This is a genomic window from Paenibacillus koleovorans NBRC 103111 (assembly GCF_004000845.1).
GTDB classification, from domain to species: domain Bacteria; phylum Bacillota; class Bacilli; order Paenibacillales; family NBRC-103111; genus Paenibacillus_AA; species Paenibacillus_AA koleovorans.
Genome location: NZ_BIMA01000055.1, coordinates 14514 through 30570 on the forward strand (window position 1 = coordinate 14514; position 16057 = coordinate 30570).

Consider the following 16057-nt stretch of genomic DNA (forward strand, 5'->3'; position numbering starts at 1 on the left):
GAACCAAACCTATCTTATACGAACCGAGTCCCTGCTGACAACCGGACTTTCCTCCTATATCCAGCCGGAAAACGGGGGCAAGAGTCCTAAATAAAAGAAAGGCACCCTGGACGGGCGCCCTGAACCGAACGAATTAGAGGATGATGGCGATCAAACCGCCCGAGCCTTCGTTGATAATCCGGCCGAGCGTTTCTTGCAGCTTGTAGCGGGCATTGTCCGGCATCATCGCCAGCTTGCCCTGAATGCCTTCGCGCACGATGGAGTGCAGCGAACGGCCGAAAATATCGGATTCCCATATTTTAAGCGGGTTTTCTTCGAAATCCTGCATCAGGTAACGCACGAGCTCCTCGCTCTGCTTCTCCGTCCCGATGATCGGCGCGAATTCCGACTCGACGTCGACGCGGATCATGTGGATCGAAGGCGCGGTCGCCTTCAGGCGGACGCCGAAACGAGAGCCTTGACGAATCAGCTCCGGCTCGTCAAGCGACATGTCCTCGAGGCTCGGAGGCGCGATGCCGTAGCCGGTCGTCTTAACCATCTCAAGCGACTCGGCGAACCGGTCGTACTCGCGCTTCGCATGCGTGAATTCCTGCATAAGCTGCAGCAGGTGGTCCTTGCCGCGAATTTCGACGCCAACGACCTCGACGAGAATTTGATCGTACAGCTCGTCAGGCGCGTACAAGTCGATCTCGGCGACGCCTTGCCCCATATCCATGCCGGCGAGCGCGGCTCGCTCGATGAAGTCGTACGTATCGAAATGGCTGACGACGCGGTCGACATCGCGCAGGCGGCGAATATCCTTCACCGTGTCGCGGACGGAGCTCTCGAAGTACGAGCGCAGCCAATGCTTCTCTTCCAGCACCATCACCCAGCTAGGCAGGTTGACGTTCACTTCGTGAACCGGGAATTCGTAGAGCACCTCGCGCATCACTTGCAGAATGTCGTCTTCGTTCATGTTGGCGACACTCATCGCCATGACCGGAATGTCGTACTTGGCCGCCAGCTGGTTGCGCAGATCGATCGTCTCGCCGCTGTTAGGGCGAGTCGAGTTGACGATCAGGATGAACGGCTTGCCGACTTCCTTCAGCTCATTGATGACACGCTCTTCGGCGTCTACATAGGAGGAGCGCGGAATTTCCGCGATCGAACCGTCCGTCGTAATGACGACGCCAAGCGTGGAATGCTCTTGAATAACTTTGCGCGTGCCGATCTCGGCCGCTTCCTGGAACGGAATCGGCTCGTCGAACCACGGCGTGCTGATCATGCGGGGACCGTTTTCGTCTTCGTAGCCTTTGGCGCCTTCCACCGCGTAACCTACGCAATCGACGACGCGGACGTTGACATTCAGCCCTTCCGCGACTTGCAGCTTGACGGCGTTGTTCGGGACGAACTTCGGCTCGGTCGTCATAATCGTCTTGCCGGCTGCGCTCTGCGGCAGCTCGTCGGTCGCCCGCACCCGCTCCGCCTCATTCTGAATGTTCGGCAGCACCAAGGTTTCCATAAATCGCTTGATGAATGTCGATTTGCCTGTACGGACCGCGCCGACCACTCCCAGATAAATGTCCCCGCCAGTACGCTCTGCGATGTCCTTAAAAATATCCACTTTCTCCAATTTGATCCCTCCCAACAGGATGATGAACGAAGCAAGTGTCGCGATACGTTAGACGGATGCTGCATTTGGGCAACCCGGTATGCGACGAAACTCGTACATGCTTTCAGACTAGTAAAAATATATGTACGGGACCTCCTTTTATGACTGCCTGACTACTATTTTTTTCAATCTAGCAATCGGATGTCCCATATGTTTCCCCTCCCCGACCGCTCGCATCCTGCATCAATATATGTCCGCGCTGAAAAAAAAGAACCCTTCGCGCCGAAACGAATCGGACGCCGAAGGGTTATTCGGAAAGCGTAGGCTGGCCGCCTACCCAGCGATACGGGTAGGATTTGACAGGTACGTAGGGATATTCTTGAGCGAGTAAAGTTCGCAAGTCCATGGTGGCGTTCAGCGACGAAGCCAGCCCTTTCTCGGTAATCAGCTTCATCAGATCCGGCCCGTAATCGATCGCAATCGTGCCCGTCTCGTTGATCACGTAGCTGAGATACTGGCGAGAATAGCGGCTCTCCGCTTGCTGCTGCTTCATCCCGAGCTTGTCGAAGTCGAGCTGATAGAAGCGCGGCGCGATCTCCGCTCCTTTCGGCAGCACGTTCTGATGCTTAGCCAAATATTCGTTGACCTTGTTCTGGATATCACCCGCCTGCTGATGCAGCACGACGTCCATGATCCGAACGAGCGGCTTCGTCTCCGGATCGACCAGCACGAACATCGCCGTCCCCCCGTTCTCATAAGCGATGCCAGGAGGCTGGGAAAGATATTGGCCATCCTTCAGCTTGCGCATGTCGAGCACATATTTCTCGTAGATCGGGGTCCTTGGCTCCGAATTTTTGATCGGGAGCACGCCGGTGCGCTGTTTGTATGTGTCAACGGCGTTCTGGACGAGCAGGATGCTCTCCCGCACCGACGCCTGGTTCTCTCGCTTCTTCTGATCCGGGTACAAACACCCCGATAGACTTGCGGTCACCAATACCGCAATTATAAGTCCGGCGAGCCGGCGAACCGTCTTTACCATAAATCATCTTCCTCCTGCTGCTTGGCCAGTTGAGCGCGAATGGCGGCGCGCAGCGGATCCTCCGGGACATCGACCGTCACATCGCCGCACACGCGGGCTTGACAGGCGAGCCGCATATGCTGATCCGCGAGACTGCCCAGCTTCATCGATTCATTCGAGGTCATCGGCTCCAGCCCTAACGAGTGTTCAACTGTCACCTTGCACATCAGGCAGGCCGCGTTGCCGCCGCAACGCGACCGGATTTGCACCCGTGCCATACTAGCCGCCTTCAGCAGCGTAGTGCCGGGTCGAACGTTGACTTTCTTATTGTCGGGTCTAAAGGTTATGATCAAGGAGGAGCATCCCCTTCCCCTTGCTTCTCCATTCCCAGCGGCTTCGCGTTTTCGCGTCGACTCCTCTCCTCGGCCCATTCCGGAAGAAGTCCCCGCACTATCCCGAGAAACGGCTCTGCAATGCGATTGCGCCTCACCAGCGCCGTCCATGCATCCAGATAAGCCGGGAGGTTGTGGCGCATGTGAGCCGCGATCGGTTCATACCGGTCCGGACGCTCCCTTAATACGTTAAACAGCAGCTCATGAGCTAGCGGCATGACCTGAATCCGGATCGGGTCCGCCTCATGGGGAATAAGAAATTCAAGCGAATGGGGTGCCATTATTTGAGCGGTCTCCACGCGATAGAGGGATACGTCCCTGCGGACTTCGAAGCCGCCGACCAGCTCGACCTTGACGCCATCGATCCTATAATGGCTCAAGTTCGAGACGTACATGCCGGTCTCGCTGAAGTGAGGGACATCCGTCGCATAGCTGCGGAGCGCCCCGTGAAGCGCGGGTACCGACTCGCGGTCCGCGTACAGATCCAGATCGCGCGGATCGGCTGCCAGCGGGACGCCGTGCATGAGGAGGCCGGTGCTTCCTCCAACGAGCCAGAGCGCCTTCACCGGACCGAGCCGCTCCGCAATGATACGCAGCGCCGGGTACAGCCGTTCCAATTTCTCAGTAATCATCAGAAATAGGGCTTGAGCACAGCGATAACGCTGCCATCCCGTCTCAGCGTCGCTTGGCAGCCGAGCCGAAAGCCCGCCTCCAGCTCGTCCGGCTCCAGCCGCAGCTCCTCCGCTTCGTTCGGAGCGCTGAGCAGCTCCGCTCCGGCTTCGATCTTGCAGCGGCACCGCGCGCAAGTCCCCCGCGTACAGGAGAAGCCCCAATCCACATCGTGCTTAAGCGCGTGATCCAATATCGTAAGCCCCGTCTCTACCGCAACGGTTGCACGTTTCGAGCGCCCTTTCAGTTCCAACATCGCCGTTCCTCCCACGCGCCATTCACTCTGTTGGCTCTAGTATTTCGCTAAGCTACAAAAGAGATGCGAGCATGAATACGATTGAAATGAGAAGAAGCAAAAAGGCAATAATCGAGACAACGACCCGGAAAAAGCCCCCCAGCTTGACGCGGGCAAAAGTAATCAACAAGGAAGCCACAATCATAAGGCCCATCCCGACGAAGGACGCCCACATTTTATCCAAACTGCTCATCTCTTGTTTCACCCGAACCTCTATGTATTCGGCCTCGCCCAGTCCACGGAGCAAAAAACCTATCCCTGATTATAGCATTCCTGCTCCGGTTTGTGAAACTCGGCCCTAGAAAGCGAAAAAGGCACAAGCTTTACGGGATTCCCCGCTTGCTTATGCCTCGAACGCCTTATTTTTGCCCGGTCAACAGCTTCATCATGGATTCCATGCTGTTCGGATTAACCCCGCTCTTCTTAACCGAGCTTACGATTTCGTTGATAGTTTTTTCCGATACCGGAATATTGACCATGCTGGACACTTGCTGGATCAACTGCCGAAGCTGCTTCTCACTCTGTAAAGTGGAAGGCTTCACTCCACTGGCTAGCTTCTGAATATCTTGTTCGGATACGCTTTTGCCGGTCTTTTTCTTGATCGAGTTCAGAACGTCTTTCGACACATTTTTGCCGCTCATACCATACCTCCTCTAACCTTGGCATGTGGTATAGTATGAGATTCGGAGAGCAACGGTATGGGCAGCTACCTACCGGGTTTACCCAAATTTGACGGCGGCGCCGCCGCTTCCTCCAGCTCGTGCGTCCGCACCCGTCCCATCAAATCCTCGACGGCCGATTGCGGCGATTTGCCTTCGAATAGAACGCGATACAACTGCTCGGTAATGGGCATGGTGATGCCATACGACTGGGACAGCGGGAAAGCCGCCTTCGTCGTCTTGACTCCCTCGACCACCATACCCATCGCGGCGAGCACTTCCTCGAGCGGCTTGCCCTGGCCCAGCATATAACCCGCGCGCCAGTTCCGGCTATGCTTGCTCGTTCCCGTCACGACCAGGTCGCCAACACCGGCCAGGCCGGAGAAGGTCAGCGGGTTCGCTCCCATTGCCGTGCCGAGTCTGGCAATCTCCGCCAGTCCTCGCGTCAGCAGCGCCGCCTTGGCGTTGTCCCCGAAGGACAGCCCGTCGGACATTCCCGCGCCAAGCGCGATAATGTTCTTAAGCGCGCCAGACACCTCCACCCCGGTGACATCCGGATTCGTGTAGACGCGGAAGTAGGAATTGATCAGCAAATCCTGAGCCGCTTCGGCTACCGCTAATTGTTCCGCGGCGACGACTATGGTCGTCGGACTGCGGCGAATGAGCTCCTCGGCATGGCTCGGGCCCGAGAGTACAACGATTCGCTTCGGCTCCAACTGCGGCAGCTCTTCGGATAGTACCGTCGTCATCCGTTTGAGCGATTCCGTCTCGAAGCCCTTAGTCGCATGAATCACGATCATCTCATTCGTTATGTAGGGAGCGGCCTGTTTCGCCACTTCTCGCATGCTGGCCGATGTAGCGACGAACAGCACCGCCTCCGCTCCCGACAGCGCCGCCTCCATGTCGGTAGTCGCGCGAATGCGGTCCGACAAGCGGATGTCGCCGGAATATTTCTTATTCGTATGCTGCTCGTTGATTTCTTGTGCCTGACTGGCATTGCGGGTCCATAGACGGACGTCACATCGGTTGTCCGCCAGCACGGATGCGAGCGCGGTTCCCCAACTGCCCGCAACCAGAACGGCTACACATCGGTCGCTCATGGCGTTCCTCCTCTGCCCGATCGTTCCGGGTTATTTGGTGGCGTGCGTATGCGGACGATCTTTGCGGGAGCCGAGCTTGTTCTCTTTTCCCTGAATCAGCTTCACAATATTGGTCCGGTGACGGAAATAAGCGAATGCCGCAATGACCAGACTGGCAATGACGATCTCGGTCGGACGACCCATAAGCAGCAGAAAAATCGGAAGAAGTCCGGTCAAAACTAGCGAACCGAGCGAGACGTATCGTGTCAGGGCGATGCAAACAATAGCCAAAATGCCGGCGAACAGCGTAGGCAGAAAACACAGCGTTGCGGCAACACCGACCGTAGTGGCGATCCCTTTGCCGCCCTTGAAGCCCAAGAAAACCGGCCAATTGTGACCGGCGATTGCAGCCAAACCGGCCAGCACCGGCGCCCACTCATTCGAGTCGGCCAGCCCGATGGCGATCCAGACGGCGGCTATGCCTTTCGCCGCATCCAAGAGCAACACGGCGATCGCCGGGCCGACACCGAGCACGCGGAGCGTATTCGTCGCTCCGGCGTTGCCGCTGCCGTGGGAGCGGATGTCGATCCCTTTGCCCAGCTTGCCGAACAAATAGCTGAAGCTGATGGACCCCAGCAAATAACCGATCAATATACTAAAAGCTGACAGCACGGAACGGCACCTCTATTCGTCGTCTGATTTACGCCGGGTAAACAAGCGGAGCGGGGTCCCATCGAAGTTGAAGGAGGCCCGGATGCGATTCTCCAAATAACGCTCGTAGGAGAAATGCATCAGCTCCGGATCGTTCACGAAAAATACGATCGTCGGCGGCTTGACCGACACTTGCGTCACATAGTTCAGGCGCAGCCGGCGACCCTTGTCCGTCGGCGGCGGATTGACCGCCAGCGCATCGGAGATCACATCGTTCAGCAGATGCGTCTGAATGCGCATCGCATGCGCTTCGCTCACTTCGCCGACGACCGGGAGCAGCTTCTGCAGCCGCTGCTTCGTCTTCGCCGAGACGAAGACAATCGGGGCATACGTCATGAACAGGAAGTGATCGCGTATTTTCTGCGTGAACTCCTGCATCGTCTTGTCGTCTTTCTCCACCGCATCCCACTTGTTTACAACAAAAACAGACGCTTTGCCCGCATCATGCGCGTAGCCGGCAATATGCTTGTCCTGCTCGATAATGCCTTCTTCTCCGTTGATCACGACTAGAACGACATCCGCTCGTTCGATCGCCTGCATAGCGCGCATAACGCTGTACTTCTCCGTTGTCTCGTAAACCTTGCCGCGTTTGCGCATGCCGGCGGTGTCGATCAAGACGTATTTCTGACCGTCCTTCTCGAACGGGGTGTCGATCGCGTCGCGGGTCGTGCCGGCCATTTCGCTGACGATGACCCGGTCTTCCCCGAGAATCGCATTGACTAGCGAGGACTTGCCCACATTCGGTCGGCCGATCAGCGCTACGCGAATCGTATCCTCGCCGTAATCCTCTTCCGGCTTCTCCGGAAGAATCTTGACGACCGCATCGAGCATATCGCCGATTCCCGTCCCGTGCGACCCCGAGATGCTGATCGGATCGCCGAAGCCTAGGGAATAAAATTCATAGATCTCATCTTGACGCTTCATGTTGTCCACTTTATTGACAGCCAACACGACCGGCTTCTTCGCTCGGTAGAGCATTTGCGCCACTTCATCGTCGGAACCGGTCACCCCGGACTTCGCATCCACCATGAATATAATGACGTCGGCTTCTTCAATCGCGAGCTCCGCCTGGATCCGCACCAGCTTCAGCATCTGGTCCTCGCCGTCGATTTCAATTCCGCCGGTATCGATAATACTGAATGCGCGACCCAGCCATTCGCCGGACCCGTACAGACGGTCGCGGGTTACGCCGGGCTTGTCCTCCACAATGGCCAGCCGGTCACCGACAATTCGGTTGAATATCGTCGACTTCCCCACATTCGGGCGTCCTACAATAGCGACGATAGGTCTTGCCATTTCACGTTCAACTCCCATTCCTTCGAATACTTCACCGCTTAACATCATAGCAAAAATGAATCGAAAGCGCCAATTATTTCCCGTACATCAATTCCCGTGACGTACTAGAATGAGCGTTCCGTTTTGCAAATCATGCGCGGTGGCATCCATTATTTTTTCCAGCAAAAAGGCGACTCGCTGCAATTCCGCTTCATCGGAAACAAGGAATATTGGCGCACCCCCGGCGACCTCGTCTCGCAGCAAAGTGACGACCGCTAATATGCCGCCTCCCGTACTCATGACGATCCCGCCTTTCGCATATCGGCCTTCGCCTCGGACGGCATCCGCACCGCGCTCTCGAGCAGCGGCACCCGCTCCAGCACTTGCTTCGCCAACCCCGGGTTGCGTTCCTGCGGGAGGATGAACACGGCCAACCGGCCGTCGTTCAGATCGAGCTTGCTGAGCGGCACGAGCGCCGGCTCGCCGGAATCGCGATACACGCCAAGAATGGTGGACAAGTCGTGAAGCATCGCCTGCCGCTGGCCCAGGTTGGCGATTGTAATGCGACCGTTTCGATTGCACGGGGTTACTATCAGACCCATCCCATGCTCCAGGATCAACGTCTGATCTTGCCGCAAGCCGACGTTCATGATATAGATGTCATCCACATACAGATCGGGGCCGTCCATCCGAATTTCCGCGTTTCGCACCTTCGCGGCGGCCGTGATCGATTTGCCGGACTTGAAGATCAACGCCACTGCACCTGCCCCGATTCCCGCCGCGATTCCATACATCCAGCCGAATAGAATCGTGAAGAGCGACGCCATGAACGCAGCGAAGATGACCATATAATTCCGGCCTTCGAATACCATCGCCGTCCCTTCGATGTAAGTCCCGCCGCGCGGCACAAGCTCCATCTCATCGATCTTGCCGAGCGTGTTGCGCTCCATATTCCGCACGTCACGGAATTGCTGGGCAGCCAAGGATAGAAACGTAATCGCCGTGTAGTTCTTATCGAACAGCGAAGGGACGGCGACGGCGCCAAGCCCCGCTGCGATAACCCCAAGCGAAATATGAATGATGCGCCCATGCGGATATGTAGGGTATTGACGGTAATCCGTCTGCAACAGGGAGAGCCGCGTGACGATGCCAAACACGACGCCGATCACGATTCCGATCGTGTAGCGGTCCGAATAGAGCGATTCCATACGTCTCAGTCCTTTCTCTCGGGATGGTCTTGCTCTTCCGACACCGAGCCTGCGCTCCGAGAGCCGCTCCATAAATTCCGGGCTGCGGCGGCTCCGACAGACCAGACAGTCTGAACGCTCCAGGACAATGAGCGGGCTGCGGCAGCGCCCACCCACCATTGATCCTGAAAAGAAGCGCCACCCAGCAAATAAGTGCCTGGCGCATGATGCTTATGCGTATAAAGCCCGCTACCGATCAGCAAACCGATTGACAATACAGCAAGCTGATCCTCTGCACGGCGGCACAGGATAGAAGCGAGCAAGCCGATCGTCGCCGCTTGAGCGACTGGGGAATGAAATGGGAAAAACATAGGATCCGCCATCATCAGGCTATGCAGCAAATAGTAAAACGAAGTGAGCAGCAGTCCGATGGACATCAAATTCATCGCGGCCGACCATGACGGGCTTCGGAGTCCTTGTACGAGAACAAGATAGGCGACGGGCAGCACAACCAAACTCACTTCCAGGGAGCGAAAGGCCGGCACAGATACATGTATTTGCGCAAGGAAGAACCAACCGGCCAAAAACAGGAGCGCCCCTCGCTCAGACACACCTGGAACGATCGAGTCTTTCCAGCCGCTGGCCAACAAAATGGCCGTCAACCCCGCCAATATGAAACACCAGTAGCCTGGATTCATCCGCTTCCTCTCCTGTTCCTTTCCTGCTTTGCCTAGTATTGCTGAAAGAAGCCGGTTTTAATCCACACAAAAAACAGCGGCCTCCCGGATTACGGGTAGCCGCTGCTCTTCAATAGCTGTTATCGTGCCTTATTTGAACTTGTTCAGCTTGTCGCCGAAACGTTCGCCGAGCGTCATGCTCATCGATTGATTGGAGAGCGAGACGTTCTCGTTCTGAATCTGAGGCGTCTTCTCGGAACGTTTCTCCGAGCGCTCGCGCTTCTCCGGCCTGGCCGGTGCTTCCGGAGCTTCTTCGGTTTCCTTGATGCTCAAGGAGACGCGCTTCTCGTCCGGATTGAAGTCGAGCACTTTCACTTGCACTTCCTGGCCTTCCTTCAACACTTCATGCGGTGTGCCGATGTGTCGGTGCGCAATCTGCGAGATGTGTACGAGGCCTTCAACACCTGGAGCCACTTCTACGAACGCGCCGAAGCTGACAAGGCGCTTAACCGTACCGGACACGATGTCGCCGACATTGAACTTGCCGGAAGCCATCTGCCAAGGACCTGGCTGAGCAGCGCGAATGCTCAGGCTGATGCGATCATTCGCCGGATCGACCTTCAGCACTTGAACCGTTACGTTGTCGCCTTCTTTAACGACTTCCGAAGGTTGGGCCACATGATGCCAAGCCATCTCGGAAATATGAACGAGACCGTCTACACCGCCGATATCCACGAATGCGCCAAACGGCGTCAAACGTTGAACCGTGCCTTGCAGCTGCTGTCCGACGGACAGACCGGCCATCACTTCCAGTTTCTTCGCTTCGAAATCTTGATCCAGTACGTCCTTCTGGCTCAGAACGACTTTGTTCTTCTCGCGGTCGATTTCCTTGACCTTCAGACGAAGCGTGCGGCCTTTGTAGCCGGAGAAGTCTTCCACAAAGTGGCGCTCAACCATCGAGGCCGGGATGAAGCCGCGCAAGCCTACGTCAACGACAAGGCCGCCCTTGACCACTTCAGCGACTTCCGCTTCGATGATCTCGCCGCTCTCGAGCTTCGCCTGGAGCTTGTCCCATGCTTTCTCGGAGTCTACGGCTCGCTTCGACAGCACGAGGCGCTCCTTGTGGTCGTTCAGCTCGATGACCTTGAGCTGGACCTCTTGTCCGATTTGAACGGTAGAGCCGACTGCGTCAATCTGCAAGGAAGACAGCTCCTTGAGCGGGATTACGCCGTCATATTTATAACCGATGTCGACGATCGCTTGATTGTCCTCGATTTTAACAATGTTGCCCTTGACGATGTCGCCTTTCTTCACCGGGGCCACATTGGCGAAATCCGGAATGGCTTGGTCCACCGACTCTGCAGTCTCCTGGGTTTCGATTACGGCATCGGTTTGTTGTACATTTGTTTCTTCTGACATGGGTAAAGACCTCCTCAACAGACAACCTGTGTGATCATCTACAGACATATTGTGTAGTATAATTCCAAGATACCATTTCCATACGCGTGAAGCAATGTTCGTTTCGCAACAAAACGCAGGTTTGTTCGGTTAGCCTTTCGCCCCATATACGGCGACCATCGCGCGAATCGTCTCCATAATCCGTTCCGTAGCCAATTCGAGCGACTCCGAAGACGGATTCTCCTTGAATGCGGATAGATCGACCGGCGGGCCGTACACGATCTTCATCGGCTTGAACAGCTTGTACTTGCCGATAATCGCGACGGGTATTACCGTTGCATCGCCTTTGAAAGCGAGACTGGCCGCCCCCTTTTTCCCCATTCCGCCCGAATTGGAACGCGAGCCCTCCGGGAAAATCCCGAGCACTTGACCGTCCTTCAGCAATTGGGTGGCGAGTCGGATCGACTCCTTGCTGACACCTCCCCGCTTCACCGGGAAAGCACCCAGATTGCGAATCATCGGGCCCAACACAGGGATCCGGAACAGCTCTTCCTTCGCCATGTAATGTACCTTGCGGTCGATCGGCGTTCCGACGAGTGGCGGGTCGAATAAGCTGATATGGTTAGCGCACAGGATGACGGCGCCGGAGCGCGGTATATGCTCGGTCCCTCTAACCTGCAAGCGGTATAACATTTTGAATAAAATGCGCAGCAGCCTGCGAAAAAATAAATAGAGCATCTTGGTCTACGCTCCTTTACCGGCCGAAGCTTGAGAAATCTCGAGAATGCGCTCGGCGACTTGCTCGATTCCCATGCCGGTCGTATCGAGTAGAATCGCATCGTTCGCTTGACGCAGCGGCGACACTTCACGCTCCTGGTCCTTGCGGTCGCGCTCGGCGAGATCCTGTTCGGCCTGCTCGATCGTGAGATCGGGATGTTTGGTCTTCATCTCGTCGAATCGACGCATCGCTCTCTCCCGAAGACTGGCGGTCAAATATACCTTCACTTCGGCATCCGGAAGCACTTGCGTGCCGATATCGCGGCCATCCATGACGACGCCTTTCGCTTGGGCCAGCTCCTTCTGCATCTTCACGAGCCGCTCGCGAACGGCCGGAATTTGCGACACTTGCGAGACGTTCGCCGTCACTTGCGGAGACCGGATCATCTCCGTGACGTCTTGCCCGTCGGCGAGGACGACTTGTCCGTTGTGTCCGGGCTGCAGCACCAGCCTCATCGATTGCGCCATTGCCGCAATCGGTTCGCTTTGATCCGGGGTCAAGCCGGAAGAGAGCGCTTTCCATGTTACAGCGCGGTACATGGCGCCCGTGTCGACATAGACGTATCCGAGCTTCGTTGCCACGATCCGCGCGACCGTGCTCTTGCCGGCGCCGGCCGGACCGTCGATGGCGATGTTCATCTTGTTCAACCGTTGACTCCTCCAGTAATCCTTATCTGTACATTCAAGCGCAGGCAGGGCCTGCCACAAAATGATACCATGAAACGATTACCGTTGCAAAAAGGAGCCGGCTGAATGGCCGCTCGTTGCAGGCGGGTACGGAATCCCCTCCAGACGCTCGACTTGTACCGTCCAATACCGGAACAACGGCCATTGCAGCAACGCCTGGGAGAGCAGCAGCAGCCCCAGCAAGAGGGCGATCGACCATTTCAGCAGCCGCTCGCCCCTATTCGACCAACGCTCGAATCGCTTGCGGAAATCGAGCTCTTCCTCTTGTTTCCTCTGTTCCCTCACATCGTCCGCCTCGCTCCTATGTGGAAGTAGTTTCCACACAGTGTGCCCTGGCGAACCATCGCTTATTCTTACCGCTTGCGGAAGTCCAGTTGACGCTCGAAGCAGTAGCGGATAATTTTCTGGCGTTCGAAATCTTGAATTTCCGTAAAGGACAGCATCACGATCTGCTTGCCGGTCTCCAGAGGTTTCGTCCGGACGACCTCGCCCTTGAAATTGGCGTGATCGACTTGGCCATTCTTGTACGGCGTCAGCAGCCAGCAGGACAAGGCGTCATGTTTGGCCAGCGGTATGCGTCCGTCGCAGAAGAACGAGATGCCTCCGCCGCCGACATCCTCGGTCGTGGCGAGAAATTGCATCTGCTCCGACAGCTTGACTGCAAGCTCCAGCTCGCCTGGGACGCGAAGGAAATTTCTCCGCTGCACCTGGGTAATCTGTGCCGCTTCGGGAGGTTTGATCAGAACGAGCCGCAGCACTTCTTCTTTAAAGCCCAGGATGACCGTATTGAAATAGTTCTTCACTCCGCCATCGGAGACGAAATACGCGTTCACTTGGTCGCCGGCGTACAGCCGCTTCAGCTTCCCGGTCTTCGTATGAATCGGCACTTCCATCGAGATATAATTGGCGTTGACGTCCGCGATCCGGGCTTTGTATTCTTGTTTCGCTTCTTCTTCGTCAATGGAATTCACTTGCAGATAAAGCACGCTGTTTACCTTTGGAAGCACAAAGGGTCCTCCCCCGTTTTATGAAATTGCTGGGAACTCGTCAGAATAACTTCATTATAGCACCGACCCTACGTTTACGAAACAGCGAAAACACTAAAAACCGTCCCCTCCCGAAGGGGAGAAAGACGGTCTACTCCGCGTTTATTTAGGGTTGGCTCTAGACGCTTACGTCAGCATCGACCGGCCGCAAAATCTCGACCTTCTCTTCATTGCCCGTGTCGGCGTTCAGGAAAATCCGATAGTTACCGCCATTGATCGTGCCGATAAACTGATAACACAGTACTTCCTTCTCGATCTCGTTCTTGATAAGCGCCAGCGTTTGGTCGGACACCTGGAGCGTCGGATTCAGCTTCGCCTTCACCTGTTCGAGGGAAAGAGCCGGCGTCGGAATTGTCCGGTCCCTATGCTCGAACAAGTAGTCTGACGCTTGCAGCCCCGTTATCTCCCCGTTGTCCAAAGCGATCATGGCAGTTACCTTCTCGGGATATAGCAACACATTGTCCTTCTGTGCGGCAAACGTAATGCTCGCCACGTTCTGGTATTCATCGTAGCTGATCGCCTTCATGCCTGAATACCCATGCGCCTCCAGAAACTGCTGTGCCGCCTCGCGCGCTTTCTCGGTATCGACATTGCGCTCATTTACCGTTTTCGGCTTCATGAACCAGATCAATTGACCGCCCTTTTTAGTAAAATCGGCCGAGATGTCCTCTTGCGTGTTCGGATCCTTGACCGAGGCGCTAAACGAGCTGTATTCGGTGCCGGCCCCGTTCTCCACCACTTGAACCGCCGATCCGTCGGGAAGCCCGAGCAGCTGCGCCGTTTTCTGCTTGATCTCATCCGGCGTTACGTCCGTGCCCGCCAGCGCCTGGTATGTCCGCTTCTCGAACAGTCCGGTCATGGAAGGGCCCCAGTTCAAATCTTCGTACTCGCTTACTTTTTTGTCCACCGTCTGGAAGCCGTCGATGATCGTGTTGTCCAGCGCCTTCTGCTCCGTCGCGAGTGCGACCTCGACGTCCATCCAGCGCAGATTGTTCGCAATGACCTTCGATTGGACATCCCGAAGCTCATTCGTAATTTCCTTGGACCGGTCGTACAGCGCCGTCAACGATTGCATCTCTTCCGGCGACATCGGCTCCTTCGTCAAGTCCCGAACGGCAACCCGATACGAGAAGCTGGCTATATTGCTCAAGAACTCCTCCGTTTTATTAAACGGCAGCAACGTCAGCGGCAGCTGGTTGATCTCATTGCGCGCCTCGCTCGTCAGCCTCCACACGTTTACCAGCCCGCGCCGTTGCGAGGCCGTCGACGTGGAGTTGATTGCGAGCGTCGTCCCGAGCTCGTTCTGAAGCTGATCCACATGATAGGACAAGTCATGGAAGGCTCGCTGATATTGGTTCTCCGCCTTCAGCAGAATCGAGTTTTTCTCCTGATTCACTTGATAGCCCCACAGCACAGCGCCTGCAAGCAGCAGCGTAAAGACCGGGAACAGGATCGCGCTTAATCTTCTGTACATCGAATGGTTCGCCCCTTTCATTCACCAAAACTGTCAATAGTTTTCGCAAGGAGGCTATCCGTTTATGCATAAGGGCAAACAAAAGCCGCTCGGCATCCCGAACGGCTTCGTTCATATATCGTATTCCAATTCAAAATCGTCTTTGTTGTTGCAGAGGCACATTTTGAAGCCCGTCTCGATCTTATCCTTCTCCCGCTTGCCTCGCAGCACGAATTTCTCGCCGCACTTGCGGCAGCGGATCCGGACCTTTACCCGCTCGTTGATCATACGATCCCCCCATACCGGATTTCTAACTATTCCCAGTATGGACGGAGTGTTTAACTTTTAACCTCTTCCTCGCGCCGGACAAGCCGGAATGGAGACTTGGCGTTCGCCCGGTTCACCTTTCCCATGCTGAGCACCCAGAGGAACACCATGAGCGGCGCCATCAGCCAAATCCAGCGGGTGGACACTTGCAGCAATATATAGTCGAACAGGCCGTGCCAGAACACCGGGATCATCAACGCATATAGCAGCAGCCTCGACTTGTCGCTCGGCGACCCGAATTTCGCTTTGCCCATATAGTACCCCATCATCACGCCGAACAAGGCATGTCCCGAAACCGGGAGCAGCGCGCGGAACATGAGCGAGGATAGCGTAAAATGATTCATCAAGGCGTATATCACGTTCTCGAGCGTCGCAAAGCCCATCGAGATGCTGACCGCATACACGATGCCGTCGTACGGCTCGTCGAAGGAGGAGTGCTTCAACACCGCGAAGTAGAGGACGAACCATTTGATGAACTCCTCCACGAAGCCGGTGATGCCGAAGGCGAACAGCAAATTGCTTTCCCCTAGTCCGAGCACGAGCGCGCGTTGCACGACCATCGTCGGAAATACAATGAGGACGCCGAACAGGAATACGCGAACGACCATTGCGATCGGTTCGGACTCATATAAGTCTTTCAGATAAAAATAGACGAGCAGGGCGATTCCCGGCGCGATCGCAGCCGTGACGATCGACCACCATTCCATGACTTTCCCTCCTTGCCTGGCCTTGCCGCTAGCGGCGGATACTGGAATTGTCCTGCTGACATGCGAAAAGCATCCGCAAAAACGTATCGTTTTTGAAGATGCTTCATCC

At 56.0% G+C, this 16057-nt stretch carries 21 protein-coding genes; all 21 read right to left on the reverse strand.

The window, feature by feature from the left end; genetic code table 11:
* Positions 1–133 precede the first annotated feature (133 nt).
* A complete protein-coding gene (gene spoIVA / locus PKO02S_RS18325) occupies positions 134–1612 on the reverse strand; it encodes a stage IV sporulation protein A (RefSeq protein WP_127585294.1) in 1479 nt (492 codons plus the stop codon).
* 286 nt (positions 1613–1898) lie between these two features.
* Complete coding sequence (locus PKO02S_RS18330; RefSeq protein WP_127585295.1) at positions 1899–2630, reverse strand: YphF family lipoprotein; 732 nt, start codon at positions 2628–2630, stop codon at positions 1899–1901.
* On the reverse strand, positions 2624–2962 hold the full coding sequence (locus PKO02S_RS18335) for a 2Fe-2S iron-sulfur cluster-binding protein (RefSeq protein WP_246067115.1): 339 nt from the start codon (positions 2960–2962) through the stop codon (positions 2624–2626). Before PKO02S_RS18335 ends, PKO02S_RS18330 begins: the two co-directional genes overlap by 7 nt.
* Positions 2959–3633: a nucleotidyltransferase family protein gene (locus tag PKO02S_RS18340; protein ID WP_127585297.1), complete on the reverse strand. Its 675-nt coding sequence runs from the start codon at positions 3631–3633 to the stop codon at positions 2959–2961. The genes PKO02S_RS18335 and PKO02S_RS18340 overlap by 4 nt, the downstream gene beginning before the upstream one ends.
* The gene (locus PKO02S_RS18345; protein ID WP_127585298.1) at positions 3633–3926 is read right to left on the reverse strand and encodes a 2Fe-2S iron-sulfur cluster-binding protein; all 294 of its coding nucleotides are present in this window, start codon (positions 3924–3926) and stop codon (positions 3633–3635) included. Before PKO02S_RS18345 ends, PKO02S_RS18340 begins: the two co-directional genes overlap by 1 nt.
* Before the next feature lie 52 nt (positions 3927–3978).
* Positions 3979–4158: a DUF2768 family protein gene (locus PKO02S_RS18350; protein ID WP_127585299.1), complete on the reverse strand. Its 180-nt coding sequence runs from the start codon at positions 4156–4158 to the stop codon at positions 3979–3981.
* Between the two features lie 166 nt (positions 4159–4324).
* Positions 4325–4606, reverse strand: a complete 282-nt coding sequence (locus PKO02S_RS18355) for a stage VI sporulation protein F (protein ID WP_127585300.1) — start codon at positions 4604–4606, stop codon at positions 4325–4327.
* 65 nt (positions 4607–4671) lie between these two features.
* Positions 4672–5724, reverse strand: a complete 1053-nt coding sequence (locus tag PKO02S_RS18360) for an NAD(P)H-dependent glycerol-3-phosphate dehydrogenase (RefSeq protein WP_127585301.1) — start codon at positions 5722–5724, stop codon at positions 4672–4674.
* A gap of 30 nt (positions 5725–5754) precedes the next feature.
* Positions 5755–6375, reverse strand: a complete 621-nt coding sequence (gene plsY / locus PKO02S_RS18365) for a glycerol-3-phosphate 1-O-acyltransferase PlsY (RefSeq protein WP_127585302.1) — start codon at positions 6373–6375, stop codon at positions 5755–5757.
* A 12-nt stretch (positions 6376–6387) separates the two neighbouring features.
* Positions 6388–7710: a ribosome biogenesis GTPase Der gene (der, locus tag PKO02S_RS18370; protein ID WP_127585303.1), complete on the reverse strand. Its 1323-nt coding sequence runs from the start codon at positions 7708–7710 to the stop codon at positions 6388–6390.
* Between the two features lie 87 nt (positions 7711–7797).
* Complete coding sequence (locus tag PKO02S_RS18375) at positions 7798–7989, reverse strand: capping complex subunit for YIEGIA (protein WP_127585304.1); 192 nt, start codon at positions 7987–7989, stop codon at positions 7798–7800.
* Entirely contained in the window at positions 7986–8897 is a 912-nt protein-coding gene (locus PKO02S_RS18380) for a YIEGIA family protein (RefSeq protein ID WP_127585305.1), read from the reverse strand. The genes PKO02S_RS18375 and PKO02S_RS18380 overlap by 4 nt, the downstream gene beginning before the upstream one ends.
* Before the next feature lie 5 nt (positions 8898–8902).
* Positions 8903–9574 carry a YphA family membrane protein gene (locus PKO02S_RS18385; protein ID WP_127585306.1) on the reverse strand — a complete coding sequence of 224 codons (672 nt, stop codon included), beginning with the start codon at positions 9572–9574 and terminating at the stop codon, positions 8903–8905.
* 129 nt (positions 9575–9703) lie between these two features.
* On the reverse strand, positions 9704–10972 hold the full coding sequence (gene rpsA / locus PKO02S_RS18390; RefSeq protein ID WP_127585307.1) for a 30S ribosomal protein S1: 1269 nt from the start codon (positions 10970–10972) through the stop codon (positions 9704–9706).
* A gap of 129 nt (positions 10973–11101) precedes the next feature.
* The gene (locus PKO02S_RS18395) at positions 11102–11689 is read right to left on the reverse strand and encodes a lysophospholipid acyltransferase family protein (RefSeq protein WP_127585308.1); all 588 of its coding nucleotides are present in this window, start codon (positions 11687–11689) and stop codon (positions 11102–11104) included.
* 6 nt (positions 11690–11695) lie between these two features.
* Complete coding sequence (gene cmk / locus PKO02S_RS18400; protein WP_164821535.1) at positions 11696–12376, reverse strand: (d)CMP kinase; 681 nt, start codon at positions 12374–12376, stop codon at positions 11696–11698.
* A gap of 78 nt (positions 12377–12454) precedes the next feature.
* Entirely contained in the window at positions 12455–12700 is a 246-nt protein-coding gene (locus PKO02S_RS18405) for a hypothetical protein (protein ID WP_127585309.1), read from the reverse strand.
* A gap of 68 nt (positions 12701–12768) precedes the next feature.
* The gene (locus PKO02S_RS18410) at positions 12769–13422 is read right to left on the reverse strand and encodes a flagellar brake protein (RefSeq protein WP_127585310.1); all 654 of its coding nucleotides are present in this window, start codon (positions 13420–13422) and stop codon (positions 12769–12771) included.
* 157 nt (positions 13423–13579) lie between these two features.
* The gene (gene ypeB / locus PKO02S_RS18415; protein WP_127585311.1) at positions 13580–14935 is read right to left on the reverse strand and encodes a germination protein YpeB; all 1356 of its coding nucleotides are present in this window, start codon (positions 14933–14935) and stop codon (positions 13580–13582) included.
* Positions 14936–15046: 111 nt separating this feature from the next.
* Positions 15047–15202, reverse strand: a complete 156-nt coding sequence (locus PKO02S_RS32445) for a hypothetical protein (RefSeq protein WP_164821536.1) — start codon at positions 15200–15202, stop codon at positions 15047–15049.
* Between the two features lie 50 nt (positions 15203–15252).
* Positions 15253–15948, reverse strand: coding sequence for a glutamic-type intramembrane protease PrsW (gene prsW / locus PKO02S_RS18420; RefSeq protein WP_127585312.1), 696 nt, complete (start codon positions 15946–15948; stop codon positions 15253–15255).
* Positions 15949–16057: the final 109 nt, after the last annotated feature.

Bases quoted from the DNA above. Each gene is read 5' to 3' on its own strand.
- PKO02S_RS18330 (WP_127585295.1), bottom strand. From the start codon at position 2,630: ATGGTAAAGACGGTTCGCCGGCTCGCCGGACTTATAATTGCGGTATTG.
- PKO02S_RS18340 (WP_127585297.1), bottom strand. From the start codon at position 3,633: ATGATTACTGAGAAATTGGAACGGCTGTACCCGGCGCTGCGTATCATT.
- PKO02S_RS18345 (WP_127585298.1), bottom strand. From the start codon at position 3,926: ATGTTGGAACTGAAAGGGCGCTCGAAACGTGCAACCGTTGCGGTAGAG.
- PKO02S_RS18350 (WP_127585299.1), bottom strand. From the start codon at position 4,158: ATGAGCAGTTTGGATAAAATGTGGGCGTCCTTCGTCGGGATGGGCCTT.
- PKO02S_RS18355 (WP_127585300.1), bottom strand. From the start codon at position 4,606: ATGAGCGGCAAAAATGTGTCGAAAGACGTTCTGAACTCGATCAAGAAA.
- PKO02S_RS18360 (WP_127585301.1), bottom strand. From the start codon at position 5,724: ATGAGCGACCGATGTGTAGCCGTTCTGGTTGCGGGCAGTTGGGGAACC.
- der (WP_127585303.1), bottom strand. From the start codon at position 7,710: ATGGCAAGACCTATCGTCGCTATTGTAGGACGCCCGAATGTGGGGAAG.
- PKO02S_RS18375 (WP_127585304.1), bottom strand. From the start codon at position 7,989: ATGAGTACGGGAGGCGGCATATTAGCGGTCGTCACTTTGCTGCGAGAC.
- PKO02S_RS18380 (WP_127585305.1), bottom strand. From the start codon at position 8,897: ATGGAATCGCTCTATTCGGACCGCTACACGATCGGAATCGTGATCGGC.
- PKO02S_RS18385 (WP_127585306.1), bottom strand. From the start codon at position 9,574: ATGAATCCAGGCTACTGGTGTTTCATATTGGCGGGGTTGACGGCCATT.
- rpsA (WP_127585307.1), bottom strand. From the start codon at position 10,972: ATGTCAGAAGAAACAAATGTACAACAAACCGATGCCGTAATCGAAACC.
- PKO02S_RS18395 (WP_127585308.1), bottom strand. From the start codon at position 11,689: ATGCTCTATTTATTTTTTCGCAGGCTGCTGCGCATTTTATTCAAAATG.
- ypeB (WP_127585311.1), bottom strand. From the start codon at position 14,935: ATGTACAGAAGATTAAGCGCGATCCTGTTCCCGGTCTTTACGCTGCTG.
- PKO02S_RS32445 (WP_164821536.1), bottom strand. From the start codon at position 15,202: ATGATCAACGAGCGGGTAAAGGTCCGGATCCGCTGCCGCAAGTGCGGC.
- prsW (WP_127585312.1), bottom strand. From the start codon at position 15,948: ATGGAATGGTGGTCGATCGTCACGGCTGCGATCGCGCCGGGAATCGCC.